This is a genomic window from Pedobacter sp. MC2016-15 (assembly GCF_026239695.1).
Taxonomy (GTDB): Bacteria; Bacteroidota; Bacteroidia; order Sphingobacteriales; family Sphingobacteriaceae; genus Pedobacter.
In genome coordinates this window covers 266933-281823 of the sequence record NZ_JAPIVS010000004.1, presented here as the reverse complement: position 1 = coordinate 281823, position 14891 = coordinate 266933, and the positions used below count along the sequence as shown (strand labels likewise).

The window sequence follows — 14891 nt, the reverse complement described above, 5'->3', positions numbered from 1 at the left end:
ATAGTAAATTATGAGAAGACTATTCGTTCTGGCAATAGCTATATGCAGCATTGCACAAAGTAAAGCACAATCCACTGAACCATTGATCGGTGCCGATATGATCGTGTTTAATGCAAAAGTTAGTACCGGAAGCTTAACCAAACCTGAAGCTTCTGCTATTGCAGTAAAACGAGGTAAAATTTATGCTGTAGGCACTGATGCCGAGATAGTAAAATTGAAAGACAGCAACACCAAAATCATTGATGCAGCTGGCAGACGTCTGATCCCGGGTATCAGTGATGCCCACATCCACATCTTGAATGAAAGAAGTTACAATTACAATGTCAGATGGGAAGGTGTACCCACGCTGAAGCGTGCATTGGAGATGTTAACTGAGCAGGCAAAACGAACTCCTGAAGGCCAGTGGGTGAAAGTAATCGGGGGTTGGTCGCCCTACCAGTTTGAAGAGAAACGATTGCCGACTATCCAGGAAATCCGGAAGGCAGTGCCAAACAGACCTGCAATTGTTCAGTATGCTTACAACCGCGCATTTTTAAATGAATTGGCCATGAAAGCTTTTGGTGTTGGCACCAATCGTTTTCCGGCATTGCAGGGTACAGTTCTGGAGAAGGATAAAAAAGGGAATTATACAGGTGTCGTAGATGGCTATACATTTACGTTTATCTCTCTTGAGGCGATGGTGCCACAGGCTTCAAGTGAGGAGCAGCTCAGTTCAATTACAAATGTGATCAATAGCCTCAACCGCTTCGGAATCACTTCAGCTCTTGATGGGGCAGCATTGATCGGACATCCCCACGGACATACTCAAATACAACATCTGGCAAAGGAGAATCGTCTCAATGTGAGGATGCCATTTATCGATCTCCAATATGGTGATGCCAACAGCGGTAGTCTGATAGATGCAGAAATTGAAGCGGTAACAAAGAAGTCTCCTATCAGTCCGGGAGAAAACCTGCACCCGACGATGGCGCATGGTCATGAATATGAAGGTGCAGGCGAATTGCTTAGAATAGAGTTGCATGATCATGAAAATTTTGACAGACCAGCGGTAGTGATCGATAAGGAAGTAATGCGCCGTTACATAACAGAGGACATTACCAAGCTTGTAGAAAAAGGCATTCCTTTCCGCATGCATATCAGCTATGAAGAAAATATCTCTCCCTTTCTGGACGCACTTGAAGCGATCAACCAGAAGACACCTCTGGACGGTTTACGCTGGAGTATTGAACATGCCGAAACGATATCTCTTGAGAATGCCGCCAGGGTAAAAAAACTGGGTGGTGGTATCGCCCTGGACACGAAAATGGCGATGCACGCCGACGCTTTTATCAAAACCCATGGAGCGGAGAAAGCGGCACAAACGCCGAGATTGCGTGAGTTGTATGACAGTGGTGTTCCACTTGTGATGACCAGTGATGCATTCAGAGTCGCCTCTTTTAATCCATGGATTGGCATCAGCTGGATGACCACAGGAAAATCGGTATCGGGCAGAGAAGTACTGGCAAAAAATAACCGGCTGACAAGAGTAGAAGCATTAAAACTATTTACAGTGGCTCCAACCTGGTTTGAAAATCAGGAGGGTGAAATGGGAAAAATCATTCCTGGTAATTTTGCAGATTTCACCTTGCTAAACAAAGATTATTTTACAGTTCCGGATGATGAAATAAAAACAATTTCTTCTTCATTAACGGTAGTAGATGGCAGGGTGGTTTTTGGCGCAGACGAGTTTAAGAGCTTGTCTCCGAAGTTACCTGAAACACTGCCGGTATGGTCTCCATTCAAAACTTTCGGAGGCTTTTATAACAATAAAGATTAAAACGAGACTTATGAAAACATTTACATTGACTTTTTTTCTTGCATTGATTACGCTCTGCGTTTCAGCACAAAACTGGAAAAGCGACCCGGAGCATTCTAGATTGGGTTTTAATATAAAGCATATGCTGATCTCAGAGGTCAGCGGTGTCTTTAAGGATTTTGAGATAGAGGTTAAGGCAGCGAAGCCGGATTTCAGCGATGCGGTGATCGCATTAAGTGCTAAAATTGGTTCCATTGATACAGAGGTTGAGGCACGTGACAAACATCTGCTCAGTGAGGATTTTTTTGACGCGGCAAAGTATCCAGGCCTTCAGTTTAAAAGTACATCTCTATCACGAATAGACAAAAACACCTATTCCGTAACGGGGAAGTTAACCATGCACAATGTAACCAAAGAGCTGAAGATGAAGTTGGTCCATAACGGCACCATAAACAACGAAGTGACGAAGAAAAGAACTGCGGGTTTTAAGGTCACGGGTACAGTAAATCGTTCTGATTTTGGAATAGGGAGCAAATTCCCCGGCAAACTGGTAGGTGATAACGTCTTTATTACCGTAGATGCCGAGCTACAATTACAGTAAAAAAAAAGCCCTCTGAGAAATCTCAGAGGGCTTTTTTTGTGGAGCCGAAGGGGTTCGAACCCTTGTCCAGTTGTGTGGCAAATTATGCCTTCTACATGCTTATTTTCCATTTTATTTTCGGGATCAGACGGGCCGGAAACCTACCTTGTCTTTCTCCTTAGATACTTTATCTCACGACTGTACCGTACCTTACAATCGCCAGCGTCATTTATTTCGATGCCCTTGATTCTGGCCTAAAAACGCGGCAACCAGAAGGACAAAAGCTATTTAATTCTAAATTAAGCAGCTAAGGCGTAGTTATTTTCGCCAATCAAAGTGTGAACGTTCTCTTTAAAGTGCTCTCCGTACAACGCACTGCATGCTAACATACGTACCTCCACCCTGTCAAATCCAAAACGGCCCCAGTACATATCCGATGCTCGAAGGTTAACTAATCCTTTTCTGCCATCGGGCTACAAATATACGAAAATTATGCCAGAAATATGTTGCCAGCATTAAACTACAGCGGCAGACTGAAATAAAAAGTAGATCCTATGCCCTTTTCACTCTCCAACCAAATCTCCCCGCCATGGCGTTTGATAATCTCTGCGGATAAGTATAGACCTATCCCGAAGCCAGATATACTCTCTGTATGCGCACTTTCCACCCGGTAAAAACGGTCAAAGAGTTTGTCCTTATCTTGTTCGCGTATACCCATTCCATCGTCTCTGACACTTACCTGAACTGTATCTCCAATAAGTCTGCACTCCAGTTCTACCAGTTCCCCGCGTGGAGAATACTTTACGGCATTGCTGATCAGGTTAGTGATCACCTGACCAATTTTATCCCTGTCGGCATTAACCAGCACAGCATCACATGGAATCAGCCTTATCTCATGTGTGGAGATGACCAGTTGACTTTCTTCAATGATTTCAGCGATCAGCTCATCCATTTTGAAATCCACCCTGTGCAGATGGATTTTTCCGGATTCGAGACGTGACAGGTTAAGGAAACCATTGATCAGCGCACTCATCTTGTTAATTTGCAATTCTACTTTATTCAGCGAGCTGATAGCGAAAGTATTTTCTTCCTTCTTAGAGCGCGCATGTAATACCTGTACATAAGCCTTTAAGGAAGTTAGTGGTGTTTTCAGCTCATGGCTTACCATGCCGATAAAATCATTTTTACGGATCTCATTCAGCTTCTCATTGGTAATTTCCAGCACGGAGCCTACAAAGCGTACCGGCTGGTCATGCTCATTGAAGAACACCTTCCCCTTAGCCCTTACCCATCGCAGTTGCTGATCCTCTGCCCCTACCGTGCGGTATTCCACATCATAGTCGCCATTACTTTCAGCTTTGATAAAAGCCCTGTTGATAATTTCGCTGATCCTTACCTGATCCAGGACATGTAATCCCGGCAGGAAGTCGCCCTCATACGAAACTTTATTTTTGTGAGAGATGCCGAACAACAAGCGACAGCGTTCATCCCATTCCATCGTCCCTTTTACCAGGTCCATATCAAAGGTTCCCAGCTGCGCAGCCTCCTTTGATAAACGTGCCTGCTCATAAGCCCGTTCCAGGGCATCAAGCGTTTTACGCTCAGCGGTAATATCCTGTAAAGTTCCGCTGAAACGCGTTACTTTCTGCTCATTGTCGAAAAGTGCTTTGCCTTTTGCGCGCACGGTGCGCGGCGTCGGGTCATGGGGGTTTATGATTGTATATTCTATATGATAGTTTCCACCTGAACTGAAAGTCATGGCCTCCTGTATGGCGGAAACCACCAATGAGCGGTCTGACTCTATGATTCCGTTCAGTGCTTGTGACAAATCAATTTCTGTATCAGGCTGCAAACCAAACCAGGATTTCAACCGGTTATTACCTGTAAAGCGGTTGGTTACAGGATCTAAATCCCAGGTACCAAGATCAGCGGCATCAATGGCAAACTGCAGCTGGTCTTCACTATATTTAATCTGGTCACTACGCAGTTTCTCTTTTTGGAAGTTTATGCCGTTATTGATCGCGGCGGCAAGCTGGGAAGCTACAGATTCCAGGAACTGGAGGTAGGTATCATCAAACCTGATCAGGCTGTTCAGTCCTGCGATAAATACCCCGGTGGTGTCGTCACCATATTTCAGGGGGATAGCGATGGCCTGAAGATCGGCAACCTGTACCGGAACACCAGAGCTTAGCGCTTCCTTCAGCGGCCATACCGCCTGTGAGGTGTCAATCGTCTTTAATCCCGCCTGCTGTGTCAGCGTAAAGGTATCATTAGAAATATCATAGGCATACAGCAGCGAAAATGGGATATCGTGCTTAAAGTCCTGCAGTAGGATAATGGCCCCGCTGTAGGCTTCCTCAAACGTACTGAACTGATGAAGCTGGAGATTTAAGGCCTGCAGCAGCTGGTTACGTCTTTCATTCATTACCTGATAAGTAGTTTCCATCACTGCATTGAAGATACCGCAGATCTTTCCATTCTCATCCACTATCGGGGATAAGGTGTAGTCGAAGTAGCATTCCTCAGTAAAGCCAAAGCGATGGATCAGAAACCGTTTATCATGATTACGGATAGAATTACCCGTCGCTATCACATTGTCAAATTGCGGCTTAATCTCCACCCATGTTTCAGGCCAGGACTCCCTTCGTGGTTTACCCATGATATGCGGATGTCTGTCGCCCGCGATGGTCCTGTACGCATCATTATAAAAAAGATGGTACTCTGCTCCCCAGTACATCGCCATGGGAAAGCTGGAATTGAGGCAAACACTAAGGCTCATACGGATACAGGTCGGCCAGCTTTCCGGATTGCCAAGAGGAGTTTCCGCCCAGTTCAGGCTACGGATCACTGCTCCGGCTTCACCGCCGCCTTTCATGAACTGAAGATGATTTTCGGAGCGCTTTTCAGACATATGAATGGATTAAAATAACATGAATTTACCCTGAACCGGAAACACCAGTTTAAAGCCTGATTGATTATCCTTTTTTAATTCACTGACCAAAGCTTTTTCCTCGAGGCCAAAAGACTTCATATGAGTGATCACAAGCGGCACCGCTTTAAGTGCATTGAGGCCTGCAAGCTCAGACAACTTCCCCATCTCCTGCATCAGCAGGCGGGGTGTAAGATGGCCAAAGAGTAATTTATCAGGTTGCTTATCAAAAAAAGATGTTTCTATAAAAATAGCTTTTAGCTGCTGTTTTCTGACCAGTGGAGCAATTGCCGTCCACAGTTGCTGCAGATGAGTGGAGTTTTCAATCTGATCAGCTCCGGTATCTCCAAGGTATAAAAGATAATCCCCGCCATGCTGAATGAGAAAGGCAGTACTTTCATAGGCAGGTCCATGACTGAGTGGGAAAGCTGTAACCACCATCTCTGTTCCTGCAAGCTCCATCTTTTGTGCAGGCTTAAGATATTGATAAGTATATTTATCAAGATGAGGCGCATCACCTTCATTGGTAAAGTTTGCCCAGGCTTTCCAGGTAAAATATTTATCCTTTAATACCTCCGCAACAGAAGGCAATGCATAAATATTCTTTTTAGCGTCTTCGGGAGAGTTCATGATCAGGCCGGCAACATGGTCCAGATGCGCATGTGAGATCATGTATCCTTTGATTTGATCTTTTAATATCTCCTCAGGAGTACCCTTCAAGGATCTGGCAGCAATGGCAACATCAATCCCATGACGTACAGTTCCGGCATCAGCACATATATAATTGTCAGTACCAACCGGAGCGATCATATAAGCTGACAGGTTACCCTCATCAAGCCCCCCTTTTATACCAAGTGGCAGCACCTTAAAGGAATGTTTCTTTTGAGATTGCGCTTGTACGCCGCTGCATGAAAAAATAAAATAGCACAGCAGAAAGAAAATAGAGTTTTTGATCATAGGTAGTACAACAATATACCGGAAAGGTCGCCTGTTAACAAATATATCTTTTTTTCGCAAGACATAAAATTAACCCGGTCAGCACTGATAAAGCCTGTAGTTGTATGGCAGGGTTACTGCAACTGATATATGATAACCAGGTATTTAAAATAAAGTCCATGAAAAGTATTAATATCAGTGTAGATCAGGAGATCTATAAAGTTGAACACCCCGTATCAACTATCAACATTTACAAAATCTTCCACCAAAAGGGTTTTTACGAGATTACGAGGAACAGATTCAGTGGGAAATGGAAAGTGTTATTACAGACGGAGGACTCAGCGAATTTTCCATTGGGATCGATTGGAAAAGCAATTGAAGAGAATTTAGGAATACTCAACTAGCCCGGAAAGCGTAATTGCTGTTGATTTTGTTACCCCAATTGTTCTTAAATTTCCCATATTTTACTACTTTTGAGCAGAAAAAAAATTACCTGACAATTACCGATAAAATCAATATTATGTCAAATACAGAAGTAACTATCATTATCCTGATTCTTTGTATCATCATCGCTGTAACGGCATACTCTCTTTCTTTTCTGATCAAAAAGAAAAGTACTGATGACAATCATTCAGCACACTAAAATAGCATCCTGCGGATGTCAGTAATTTTCATCCGCAGGTTCGCCAAAAAGATTTGCTGCAAAATTTACCAGGAAGAGTTCTTTCTTTGACCTGGTAACAGCGGTATACAACCACCTGAGAAATTCCAGGTCTATCATTTCGTCGGTCAGATACCCCTGATCCACAAATACAGCATCCCATTGTCCACCCTGAGCCTTATGGCAGGTAACTGCATAGGCAAATTTGATCTGCAAGGCATTGTAATAAGGATCTTCCTTGATGGCCAGCAGCCTTTCCCGCTTATTGGAGATATGCATATAATCTTCAGTAAGACCTTCAAATAACTTTTTACTGTCTTCGTAGGATAAATTCGGGCTTTCTCCCTGCAGCGTATCCAGCATTACTTTACAGGTGATGTGACCGGCATCGGGATAATCCAGGAATTCCAGCTGCACTTCAGAAAAACGGAAACCATACCGCTCCTCTTCATTTCTGACCCTCACAATTCTCGCCATATCGCCATTGGCAATAAATGACGTAGACTCATTATCCGGCAGCCAAAAATAATTATTGCGCACCACCATAATCTGATCGCCCCCCGTAAGTTCCTCCTCCCGGTATAACAATCGCACCCTGATCTGCTGGTTATATACATTTGCAGATTTGTTTGAACGGCACACCACCAGCGAGTTTTCAATATCAAACTTACCGTAAGCATATTCCAGGCCCTCTACCAGCTTGAGGCCCGTCATCCGGAAGATATCTTTGTATCCTTTGGTAATAAATCTCGGCAATTTGATCTTTGCCCCTGCAGTTCCCTGCTCAGCGATTTTGATATGTGCATTGATCAGGTTGCGCAACATGGACGCATTGGCGAGGATGCCCGACTTCTGCCCCTGCCGCACTACTTCCTTCAGTTCTGTTTCCATTACCTGGAGACCGAAGGTTTGCGCTACATAGGCTTTATTCAATGCGGGGGAATCCAGGCTTCCCACCGGAGGCAGCTGCGCCGTATCCCCCACGAAGAGGACACCGCAGTTCTTCCCATTATAGATGAACTCCATCACATCCTTCAGAAAGGAGGAGCCATTTTGGGTATTCCACTCATCAGCGATCATGGATGCCTCATCAATAATAAAAAGGGTCCGTTCTGCCAGGTTTGGTGCCAGCTGAAAGCTGAGGTCCATAGACACGGCCGAGCGTTTACGGTAGATCTTTTTGTGGATGGTCAGCGCTGTACGCCCCGAGTAGCTGCTCATCACCTTGGCAGCGCGCCCTGTTGGCGCAAGTAATGCCGGGCGGAACCTGAATGCCGGCAGTGCCTTCACCAGGGCTGCAACAGAAGTCGTTTTACCTGTACCCGCATATCCCCTGAGAATAAAACACTTGTTATCAAGCTCTCCGGATAAAAAATCTGCCATCTGCCGGCAGAAAAGCAACTGTTCGGCAGTGGGTTGAAACTGATAAGACTGTGCAATTATTGCTGCTTTATCCATTTTACAAATATGCAATGGTGTGGTTATAGAAAAAAGAATTAATTTTGTTAAGATGAACAACAGTAAAAACAGCATCTTATTAGTGGACCCGGAGTTTGATCCCAATACTGCTTCAGACTGCAATTTGGTATTGAAGATTACTGCGGATAGCTTTTCCTATGCCGTGATCGACAAAAACAGCAGACAGCTGAAGGCTGTTTTTGACCAGCAGGAATGTGAAGATACCGCTGCTGAACTGGCTTCTGCGATCAGGAAGGACAATTACCTGAGCCTGCCTTATCGCGAGATCAAGGTATCTGTGTACACCCCAAATACGATTGCTGTTCCGAATGCCCTTTTTAATAAAAACGAGCTGAACAGTTATGCCAATTTCTTCGCCGAGGCATCTTCCAGTAATTTATATACACGCCCCTTTGCAAAGTTTGGATTTACATCGGTCTTTAACCTCGAAAAGTTCATCGAGGAAACACTGGATAAATCACTGGCCAGCGCTGCAAGATATGAACACCATACCCCCCTGCTGGCGTTGGGTTCCTTTTTAGAAAATACGGCTCTGCTGCTTGATTTTACAGCAGGCTCATTCAATATGTTATTACTGAAAGACCGTAAAATGATCTTTCAGAACTCCTTCCAGATTGCCCATCCGGAAGAATTTAACTACTATCTTTTATTATTGATCCAGGAATTGAAACTCAGCCCTTCGGGCACTACGGTATTGCTTAGCGGCATCATCCATCAGGATGACGGCTATTACAACTGCCTGAGTAAGTACTTTGGCGACTTACGTTTTAATCTCCCTCCGGCTAACCAGTTTGACCAGACTATCCTCGACGATATGCCCGCTCATTACTACAGCAGCCTGCTAGCACTCGACCTATGCGTATAATTGGCGGTAAACTTAAAGGTATCCGCATGAATGCGCCTGCCAGCCTTCCTGTAAGGCCTACAACGGATATGGCCAAAGAGGCACTGTTCAATATTCTTTATAACACGTACGATTTTGACAGCTGCCAGGTGCTGGACCTGTTTTGTGGTACGGGAAATATCAGCATTGAATTTGCTTCACGCGGCATCAAACAGGTGACCGCAGTAGATAAACATTCAGGCTGCATTTACTGGGTGCAGTCAGTAGTGGATAAGTATAAACTCAATGAAATTAGATTGAAAAAGGCAGATGTGTTCAAGTTCCTGGAGACCCATAACCAGTCTTACCAGATCATATTTGCAGATCCGCCCTACGACCTGCCCACTATTCCGCTGATTCCGCAGCTGGTAGCAAAAAACAAACTGCTTACAGAAAATGGGCTGCTGGTTGTAGAACACCCTTCGTTACTTAAATTAAATGACCAGCCGGGTTATACAGAAACCCGCAGATATGGAAATTCATCGTTCAGTTTTTTTAATTATACGCCATAGCTCATGAAGATAGCCCTTTTTCCCGGATCATTTGACCCCCTCACCATTGCGCATGCGGATATTCTCAAACGCGCACTGCCGCTGTTCGACAAAGTAGTTATTGGAATTGGCCTAAACAGCTCAAAAAAAAGTTTTTTATCCGGCGAGGTAAGACAGGAGATCGTAAAATCTGTATTCGCCAGTTACGACAATATCGATGTGCAGTCTTACGAAGGACTTACCGTAGATTTCTGCAAGAAGATCAATGCTACCTATATGATTCGCGGGATTCGCTCTGTCGGGGATTTTGAGTACGAAAGGGCAATTGCACAGATCAACCAGACGATGATGCCAGATATGGAAACCATATTTATCCTGAGCAAACCCGAATATTCGGCGATCAGCTCCACCATCGTCAGGGATATTCTGCGTAACCAGGGGGATGTATCCCCCTTCCTTCCAAAGGAAGCGCTTACATTTCTTTAATCAGCTTACCGGCTTTGAGCACATCCACGATTGAGGGATAGGTATTTTTGAGCACAGGTTTCAGGTCTGCAGCTTCCAGCCATTCTGCTTTAGTGATGCCTTCCTCCTTTTGAGGGATCAGCTTAGGCACGCCTTTAACATCCATGCTGTACCAGTTGGTTCTTTTCAGCACCAGCTTGCCGCCCATTTCATATACATGATAGGTTTTGCATAGCCGCTCGTTATTGGAACTGATCTTTACACCACATTCTTCTTCTACTTCACGCAGGCCGGCTTCTTTCATTCCCTCTCCTTTTTCTACCTTACCCTTTGGAAGATCCCATTTTTTATTCCTGAAGATAAAAAGATAGGCACCTTTGGCGTTCTTTACCAATCCTCCCGAAGCCTTGATGATCACAAGGCTCTTTTTGATCTTCCGGAACAGTGCTTTAGGGTCATCAGTAACGATCGCGTAAGGCGTAGCAGACAGTTTACCAAGTTTCTCGTAAAAGGCCTTGAAGTTAAAGCCCTTCTCTTCAATCATTTGTATTGTTTCAGATTGTTCCGGTAATTTATCCGCTATGATCAGCGTATTGTCGTTAATGTAAATCCTGTATGTTTTCATGGGTATGATCGTTTGTAAAAAAGCTGGTCCAGGAAGCTCTTATGGGTTTTTTCAGGAAATAAAAGTATAAAAAATATGAGCTTTACAAAGAGGATAAGCAGATTATTTAAATTAAAATCTACTACTTTCTATTTATCACATTGAGTATCAATTGCTGGCAAAAAAAGGACAATTGCCCTATACAAGGAAGGCATTATTTTGAGTAATTTTGTACCATGTATAATAAAAGTGATATTGAATTAAAGGTAGCTGAATTTTTACTTCAAATTAAAGCAATAAAGTTACAGCCCAATAACCCCTTCACCTGGGCATCAGGCTGGAAATCCCCTATTTATTGCGATAATCGGGTAACGCTCTCCCATCCCTCAATAAGAACATACATCAGACAAAAATTGACGCAGCTGATACAGGAAGAATTTGGTTCTGTAGATCTGATTGCCGGTGTGGCCACTGCCGGTATTCCTCAGGGCGTACTGGTGGCACAAGAATTAGGATTGCCATTTGCCTATGTGAGGGCTAAAGCCAAAGAACATGGTACAGGAAGTTTGATTGAAGGAGAGATCGTTGAAGGTCAGCGTGTAGTGGTAGTAGAAGATCTGATCTCTACAGGTAAGAGCAGTCTGCAGGCAGTAAATGCACTGAAAGATGCTGGTTTATCTGTTGCAGGTCTGGTATCTATATTTACTTATGGCTTTGACATTGCTGATGAAAACTTCAAAGAAGCAAAATGCCGCTTCGCAACATTATCTAATTATAACACACTGATAGAATACGCAGCTGAAAACAGCTTTATTGCACAGGGTGATGTGGATGTATTGAATCAATGGCGCAGAAACCCATCTGAATGGGGACAAAACTTAGATAAAAACCCAGCATAACCTATGACCGTTATTGAAAGTGCAACTGTGGTGAACAAGCCCATAGACCAGGTATATACTTACTTAGCCGACTTAAATAATCATCAGCAACTGATGCCAGACAATATATACAACTGGACTTCAACAGCAGATGAGGCAACGTTTACCATTCAGAACATGGCGAAACTATCTATCAAAATAGCCAGCCGCGTAGAGAATAAAGAACTGATTGCCGTACCCTCAGAGGAAGCACCTTTTGCTATCGAAATGAAATGGACAGTAGAAGACAATGGTGATGGTACCACAACAGCCAAACATATCCTTTCTGCAGACCTGAACATGATGATGAAAATGCTCGCCTCTGGTCCCCTGCAAAAACTCGTAGATCACCAGACGGCAAGACTCACAGAGATTCTAAACTAATAGCCCATGAGACAGAATATCAGTCTCATGGTATAAAAACAGCCACTTTTTCAGGTGGAAGTAAAATTTCTGGACATAATTTCCGATGCGCCCGGTTTTAGCGGGATGGCATCTGTTTTGATCGCCTCCAGACATGAACTTCAACAACTTTACGATAAAAGCACAGGAAGCGATTCAACAGGCTTCTGAAATAGCCCAGGGCAACCAGCAACAGGCTATTGAGACAGCTCACCTGCTTAAAGGCCTGCTTACTGTTGATGAAAATGTAGTTTCTTATGTACTAAAGAAACTAAATGTAAATCTCAATAACTTAAACCTGCAGCTGGATGAACAGATTGCCAAATTCCCTAAAGTAAGCGGAAGCAATGGCTATCTCTCATCGGGTTCCAACTCGGCACTCCAGAAAGCACAATCTTACCTGAAAGAGTTCAAAGATGAATTTGTATCGGTAGAACATGTGCTGCTTGGCCTCCTTGCAGTAAATGATAATACTGCAAAACTCTTAAAAGACCAGGGGGTAACAGAAAAAGATCTTAAAAAAGCAATTGCAGCATTGAGGGGTGATAACCGTGTTACCGACCAGAATGCAGAAGCAACGTACAACGCTTTGAATAAATACGCACGTAACCTTAACGAATATGCAGAATCCGGTAAGCTGGATCCTGTAATTGGAAGGGATGAAGAAATCCGGAGGGTCATTCAGATTCTCTCACGGAGAACAAAAAATAATCCGATTCTGATCGGTGAGCCAGGCGTGGGTAAAACTGCGATCGCCGAAGGTATAGCCTTCAGGATCATCAAGGGTGATGTGCCTCAGAACCTGAAAACCAAAACCGTCTACTCCCTGGATATGGGTGCCCTCATCGCAGGAGCTAAATATAAAGGTGAGTTTGAGGAACGCCTTAAGGCAGTGGTGAAAGAGGTTACACAAAGTGATGGCGACATCATTCTGTTTATCGATGAGATCCATACCCTGGTAGGTGCCGGTGGCGGTGAAGGTGCAATGGATGCAGCAAACATCCTGAAACCAGCACTGGCCCGCGGAGAACTCCGTGCCATAGGTGCAACCACATTGGATGAATACCAGAAATATCTGGAAAAAGATAAAGCCCTGGAACGTCGTTTCCAAAAGGTAATAGTGGACGAACCTGATACACAGGATGCGATCTCTATCTTACGTGGTTTGAAAGAAAGATACGAAACGCACCACAAGGTGACAATCCGGGATGAAGCTATCATTGCTGCCGTGGAGATGTCGCAAAGGTATATCAACGACAGGTTCCTGCCGGATAAAGCGATCGACCTGATGGATGAGGCAGCCTCAAAACTGCGCCTCGAAATGGACAGTGTACCGGAAAACGTGGATGAGCTTGACCGTAAGATCATGCAGCTGGAGATTGAGAGGGAAGCCATTAAGAGGGAAAACGATGATAAAAAAGTAAAATCCCTCGGTGAAGAAATAGCCAATCTTTCTGCTGAGCGCGATCAGCTCAAAGCGAAATGGCAGGGCGAAAAGGATGTGGTTGACGGTATCAATACCCAGCTGGAACTGATCGAGAGTTACAAACTTGAAGCTGATCAGGCAGAGCGTGCGGGAGATTACGGTAAGGTTGCGGAGATCCGTTACGGAAAGATCAAGGAAGCACAGGACAAAGCTGAAGAGCTGAAGGTAACGCTTGAAAGTCAGCAGGGCGAAGGTCGCATGCTGAAAGAAGAGGTTACTGCAGACGATATCGCTGGTGTGGTAGCACGCTGGACAGGCATCCCGGTAACGAAACTGGTGAGCAGTGAACGCGAAAAATTGTTAAACCTGGAAGACGAGCTGCACAAACGTGTTGCCGGACAGGATGAGGCCATTGAGGCTATTTCTGATGCCATACGCCGCTCAAGAGCTGGCTTACAGGATAAACGCAAGCCTATTGGATCATTCATCTTCCTGGGAACAACCGGTGTGGGTAAAACAGAGCTGGCAAAGGCTTTAGCAGAGTTTCTGTTCAATGATGAAAATGCGCTTACCCGTATTGATATGAGCGAATATCAGGAAAGACATGCCGTATCAAGGTTAATCGGAGCGCCTCCGGGATATGTTGGTTATGATGAAGGTGGTCAGCTTACCGAAGCTGTACGCCGCAAACCTTACTCGGTAGTGCTGCTGGATGAGATTGAAAAAGCACATCCGGATGTATTTAATATTCTGCTGCAGGTACTGGATGATGGCCGTCTGACCGACAATAAAGGCCGTACGGTGAACTTTAAAAACTCGATCATCATCATGACCTCCAATATTGGCTCTCACCTGATCCAGGAGAACTTCAAGGAACTGGAAGACCATAACAGGGATGAAGTGATTGCGAAAACAAAAAATGAGTTGTTTGAGCTGCTGAAACAAACGATCAGACCTGAGTTCCTGAACAGAATTGATGAGCTGATTATGTTCACACCGCTCAACCGCAGCGAGGTGAGGAACATTGCTGAGCTTCAGTTCAGACATGTACAGGAAACACTTGCAGAAATGGGTGTGGAAATTGAAGCATCTGTGGAGGCATTGGACTGGCTTGCGGAATTAGGCTACGATCCGCAATTTGGAGCAAGACCATTAAAAAGGGTGATACAAAAGCGTATTCTCAATGAATTATCCAAAGAAATCCTTTCCGGAAAGGTTACCAAAGACAGCAAGATTAAGTTAGATATGTTTGATCATAACTTTGTATTCCTCAATACAGTGCCCGAAAAGGCGGAATAACAGATCAATGAATAAAGAAGCCGG

The 14891-nt window shown here is 44.3% G+C and carries 14 protein-coding genes and 1 other RNA gene; 10 read left to right on the top strand and 5 right to left on the bottom strand.

The annotated features are described in order from the left end of the window. Positions 1-10 precede the first annotated feature (10 nt). Both OQY15_RS13890 and OQY15_RS13885 read left to right on the top strand, forming a co-directional pair. Positions 11-1816 (top strand): amidohydrolase, encoded by a 1806-nt coding sequence (locus OQY15_RS13890; RefSeq protein WP_265792378.1) that lies wholly within the window; start codon positions 11-13, stop codon positions 1814-1816. A 10-nt stretch (positions 1817-1826) separates the two neighbouring features. Continuing rightward, complete coding sequence (locus tag OQY15_RS13885) at positions 1827-2396, top strand: YceI family protein (RefSeq protein WP_265792377.1); 570 nt, start codon at positions 1827-1829, stop codon at positions 2394-2396. Between the two features lie 36 nt (positions 2397-2432). Here OQY15_RS13885 and ssrA read toward each other — a convergent pair. The 3 genes from ssrA to OQY15_RS13870 form a co-directional block, all read right to left on the bottom strand. Then, positions 2433-2799, bottom strand: a transfer-messenger RNA (tmRNA) gene (gene ssrA, locus OQY15_RS13880). A gap of 96 nt (positions 2800-2895) precedes the next feature. Continuing rightward, the gene (locus OQY15_RS13875) at positions 2896-5286 is read right to left on the bottom strand and encodes an ATP-binding protein (RefSeq protein WP_265792376.1); all 2391 of its coding nucleotides are present in this window, start codon (positions 5284-5286) and stop codon (positions 2896-2898) included. A 9-nt stretch (positions 5287-5295) separates the two neighbouring features. Continuing rightward, on the bottom strand, positions 5296-6261 hold the full coding sequence (locus tag OQY15_RS13870; protein ID WP_265792375.1) for a 3',5'-cyclic-nucleotide phosphodiesterase: 966 nt from the start codon (positions 6259-6261) through the stop codon (positions 5296-5298). 158 nt (positions 6262-6419) lie between these two features. Here OQY15_RS13870 and OQY15_RS13865 point away from each other — a divergent pair, with 158 nt between their 5' ends. Both OQY15_RS13865 and OQY15_RS13860 read left to right on the top strand, forming a co-directional pair. Beyond that, positions 6420-6644 (top strand): hypothetical protein, encoded by a 225-nt coding sequence (locus tag OQY15_RS13865; protein WP_265792374.1) that lies wholly within the window; start codon positions 6420-6422, stop codon positions 6642-6644. 116 nt (positions 6645-6760) lie between these two features. Continuing rightward, positions 6761-6883 carry a hypothetical protein gene (locus tag OQY15_RS13860; protein WP_265792373.1) on the top strand — a complete coding sequence of 41 codons (123 nt, stop codon included), beginning with the start codon at positions 6761-6763 and terminating at the stop codon, positions 6881-6883. 18 nt (positions 6884-6901) lie between these two features. On the opposite strand, the gene OQY15_RS13855 is transcribed toward OQY15_RS13860, so the two are convergent. Continuing rightward, positions 6902-8359 (bottom strand): AAA family ATPase, encoded by a 1458-nt coding sequence (locus tag OQY15_RS13855; RefSeq protein WP_265792372.1) that lies wholly within the window; start codon positions 8357-8359, stop codon positions 6902-6904. A 52-nt stretch (positions 8360-8411) separates the two neighbouring features. On the opposite strand from OQY15_RS13855, the gene OQY15_RS13850 reads away from it, so the two are divergent. From OQY15_RS13850 to coaD, 3 genes are read left to right on the top strand one after another with little or no spacing between them, the layout of a single operon-like run. Continuing rightward, positions 8412-9245, top strand: coding sequence for a DUF3822 family protein (locus OQY15_RS13850; protein WP_265792371.1), 834 nt, complete (start codon positions 8412-8414; stop codon positions 9243-9245). Further along, the gene (locus OQY15_RS13845) at positions 9236-9775 is read left to right on the top strand and encodes an RsmD family RNA methyltransferase (protein ID WP_265792370.1); all 540 of its coding nucleotides are present in this window, start codon (positions 9236-9238) and stop codon (positions 9773-9775) included. The genes OQY15_RS13850 and OQY15_RS13845 overlap by 10 nt, the downstream gene beginning before the upstream one ends. Positions 9776-9778: 3 nt before the next feature. After that, complete coding sequence (gene coaD / locus OQY15_RS13840; protein WP_265792369.1) at positions 9779-10240, top strand: pantetheine-phosphate adenylyltransferase; 462 nt, start codon at positions 9779-9781, stop codon at positions 10238-10240. Here the strand turns inward: coaD and OQY15_RS13835 are convergent. After that, the gene (locus tag OQY15_RS13835; protein WP_265792368.1) at positions 10227-10844 is read right to left on the bottom strand and encodes an NUDIX domain-containing protein; all 618 of its coding nucleotides are present in this window, start codon (positions 10842-10844) and stop codon (positions 10227-10229) included. The genes coaD and OQY15_RS13835 overlap by 14 nt on opposite strands. 215 nt (positions 10845-11059) lie before the next feature. Between OQY15_RS13835 and pyrE the strand changes: the two genes are divergently transcribed. The 3 genes from pyrE (at position 11060) to clpB (ending at position 14867) form a co-directional block, all read left to right on the top strand. Beyond that, a complete protein-coding gene (pyrE, locus tag OQY15_RS13830) occupies positions 11060-11722 on the top strand; it encodes an orotate phosphoribosyltransferase (RefSeq protein WP_265792367.1) in 663 nt (220 codons plus the stop codon). A 3-nt stretch (positions 11723-11725) separates the two neighbouring features. After that, positions 11726-12124, top strand: a complete 399-nt coding sequence (locus OQY15_RS13825; protein ID WP_265792366.1) for an SRPBCC family protein — start codon at positions 11726-11728, stop codon at positions 12122-12124. A gap of 133 nt (positions 12125-12257) precedes the next feature. Continuing rightward, a complete protein-coding gene (gene clpB, locus OQY15_RS13820) occupies positions 12258-14867 on the top strand; it encodes an ATP-dependent chaperone ClpB (RefSeq protein WP_265792365.1) in 2610 nt (869 codons plus the stop codon). The last annotated feature ends 24 nt before the right edge of the window (positions 14868-14891 follow it).

What these genes read in the sequence shown, in the direction of transcription:
- OQY15_RS13890 (WP_265792378.1), top strand. Translation starts at nt 11, where the DNA reads ATGAGAAGACTATTCGTTCTGGCAATAGCTATATGCAGCATTGCACAA.
- OQY15_RS13885 (WP_265792377.1), top strand. Translation starts at nt 1,827, where the DNA reads ATGAAAACATTTACATTGACTTTTTTTCTTGCATTGATTACGCTCTGC.
- OQY15_RS13875 (WP_265792376.1), bottom strand. Translation starts at nt 5,286, where the DNA reads ATGTCTGAAAAGCGCTCCGAAAATCATCTTCAGTTCATGAAAGGCGGC.
- OQY15_RS13870 (WP_265792375.1), bottom strand. Translation starts at nt 6,261, where the DNA reads ATGATCAAAAACTCTATTTTCTTTCTGCTGTGCTATTTTATTTTTTCA.
- OQY15_RS13865 (WP_265792374.1), top strand. Translation starts at nt 6,420, where the DNA reads ATGAAAAGTATTAATATCAGTGTAGATCAGGAGATCTATAAAGTTGAA.
- OQY15_RS13860 (WP_265792373.1), top strand. Translation starts at nt 6,761, where the DNA reads ATGTCAAATACAGAAGTAACTATCATTATCCTGATTCTTTGTATCATC.
- OQY15_RS13855 (WP_265792372.1), bottom strand. Translation starts at nt 8,359, where the DNA reads ATGGATAAAGCAGCAATAATTGCACAGTCTTATCAGTTTCAACCCACT.
- OQY15_RS13850 (WP_265792371.1), top strand. Translation starts at nt 8,412, where the DNA reads ATGAACAACAGTAAAAACAGCATCTTATTAGTGGACCCGGAGTTTGAT.
- OQY15_RS13845 (WP_265792370.1), top strand. Translation starts at nt 9,236, where the DNA reads ATGCGTATAATTGGCGGTAAACTTAAAGGTATCCGCATGAATGCGCCT.
- coaD (WP_265792369.1), top strand. Translation starts at nt 9,779, where the DNA reads ATGAAGATAGCCCTTTTTCCCGGATCATTTGACCCCCTCACCATTGCG.
- OQY15_RS13835 (WP_265792368.1), bottom strand. Translation starts at nt 10,844, where the DNA reads ATGAAAACATACAGGATTTACATTAACGACAATACGCTGATCATAGCG.
- pyrE (WP_265792367.1), top strand. Translation starts at nt 11,060, where the DNA reads ATGTATAATAAAAGTGATATTGAATTAAAGGTAGCTGAATTTTTACTT.
- OQY15_RS13825 (WP_265792366.1), top strand. Translation starts at nt 11,726, where the DNA reads ATGACCGTTATTGAAAGTGCAACTGTGGTGAACAAGCCCATAGACCAG.
- clpB (WP_265792365.1), top strand. Translation starts at nt 12,258, where the DNA reads ATGAACTTCAACAACTTTACGATAAAAGCACAGGAAGCGATTCAACAG.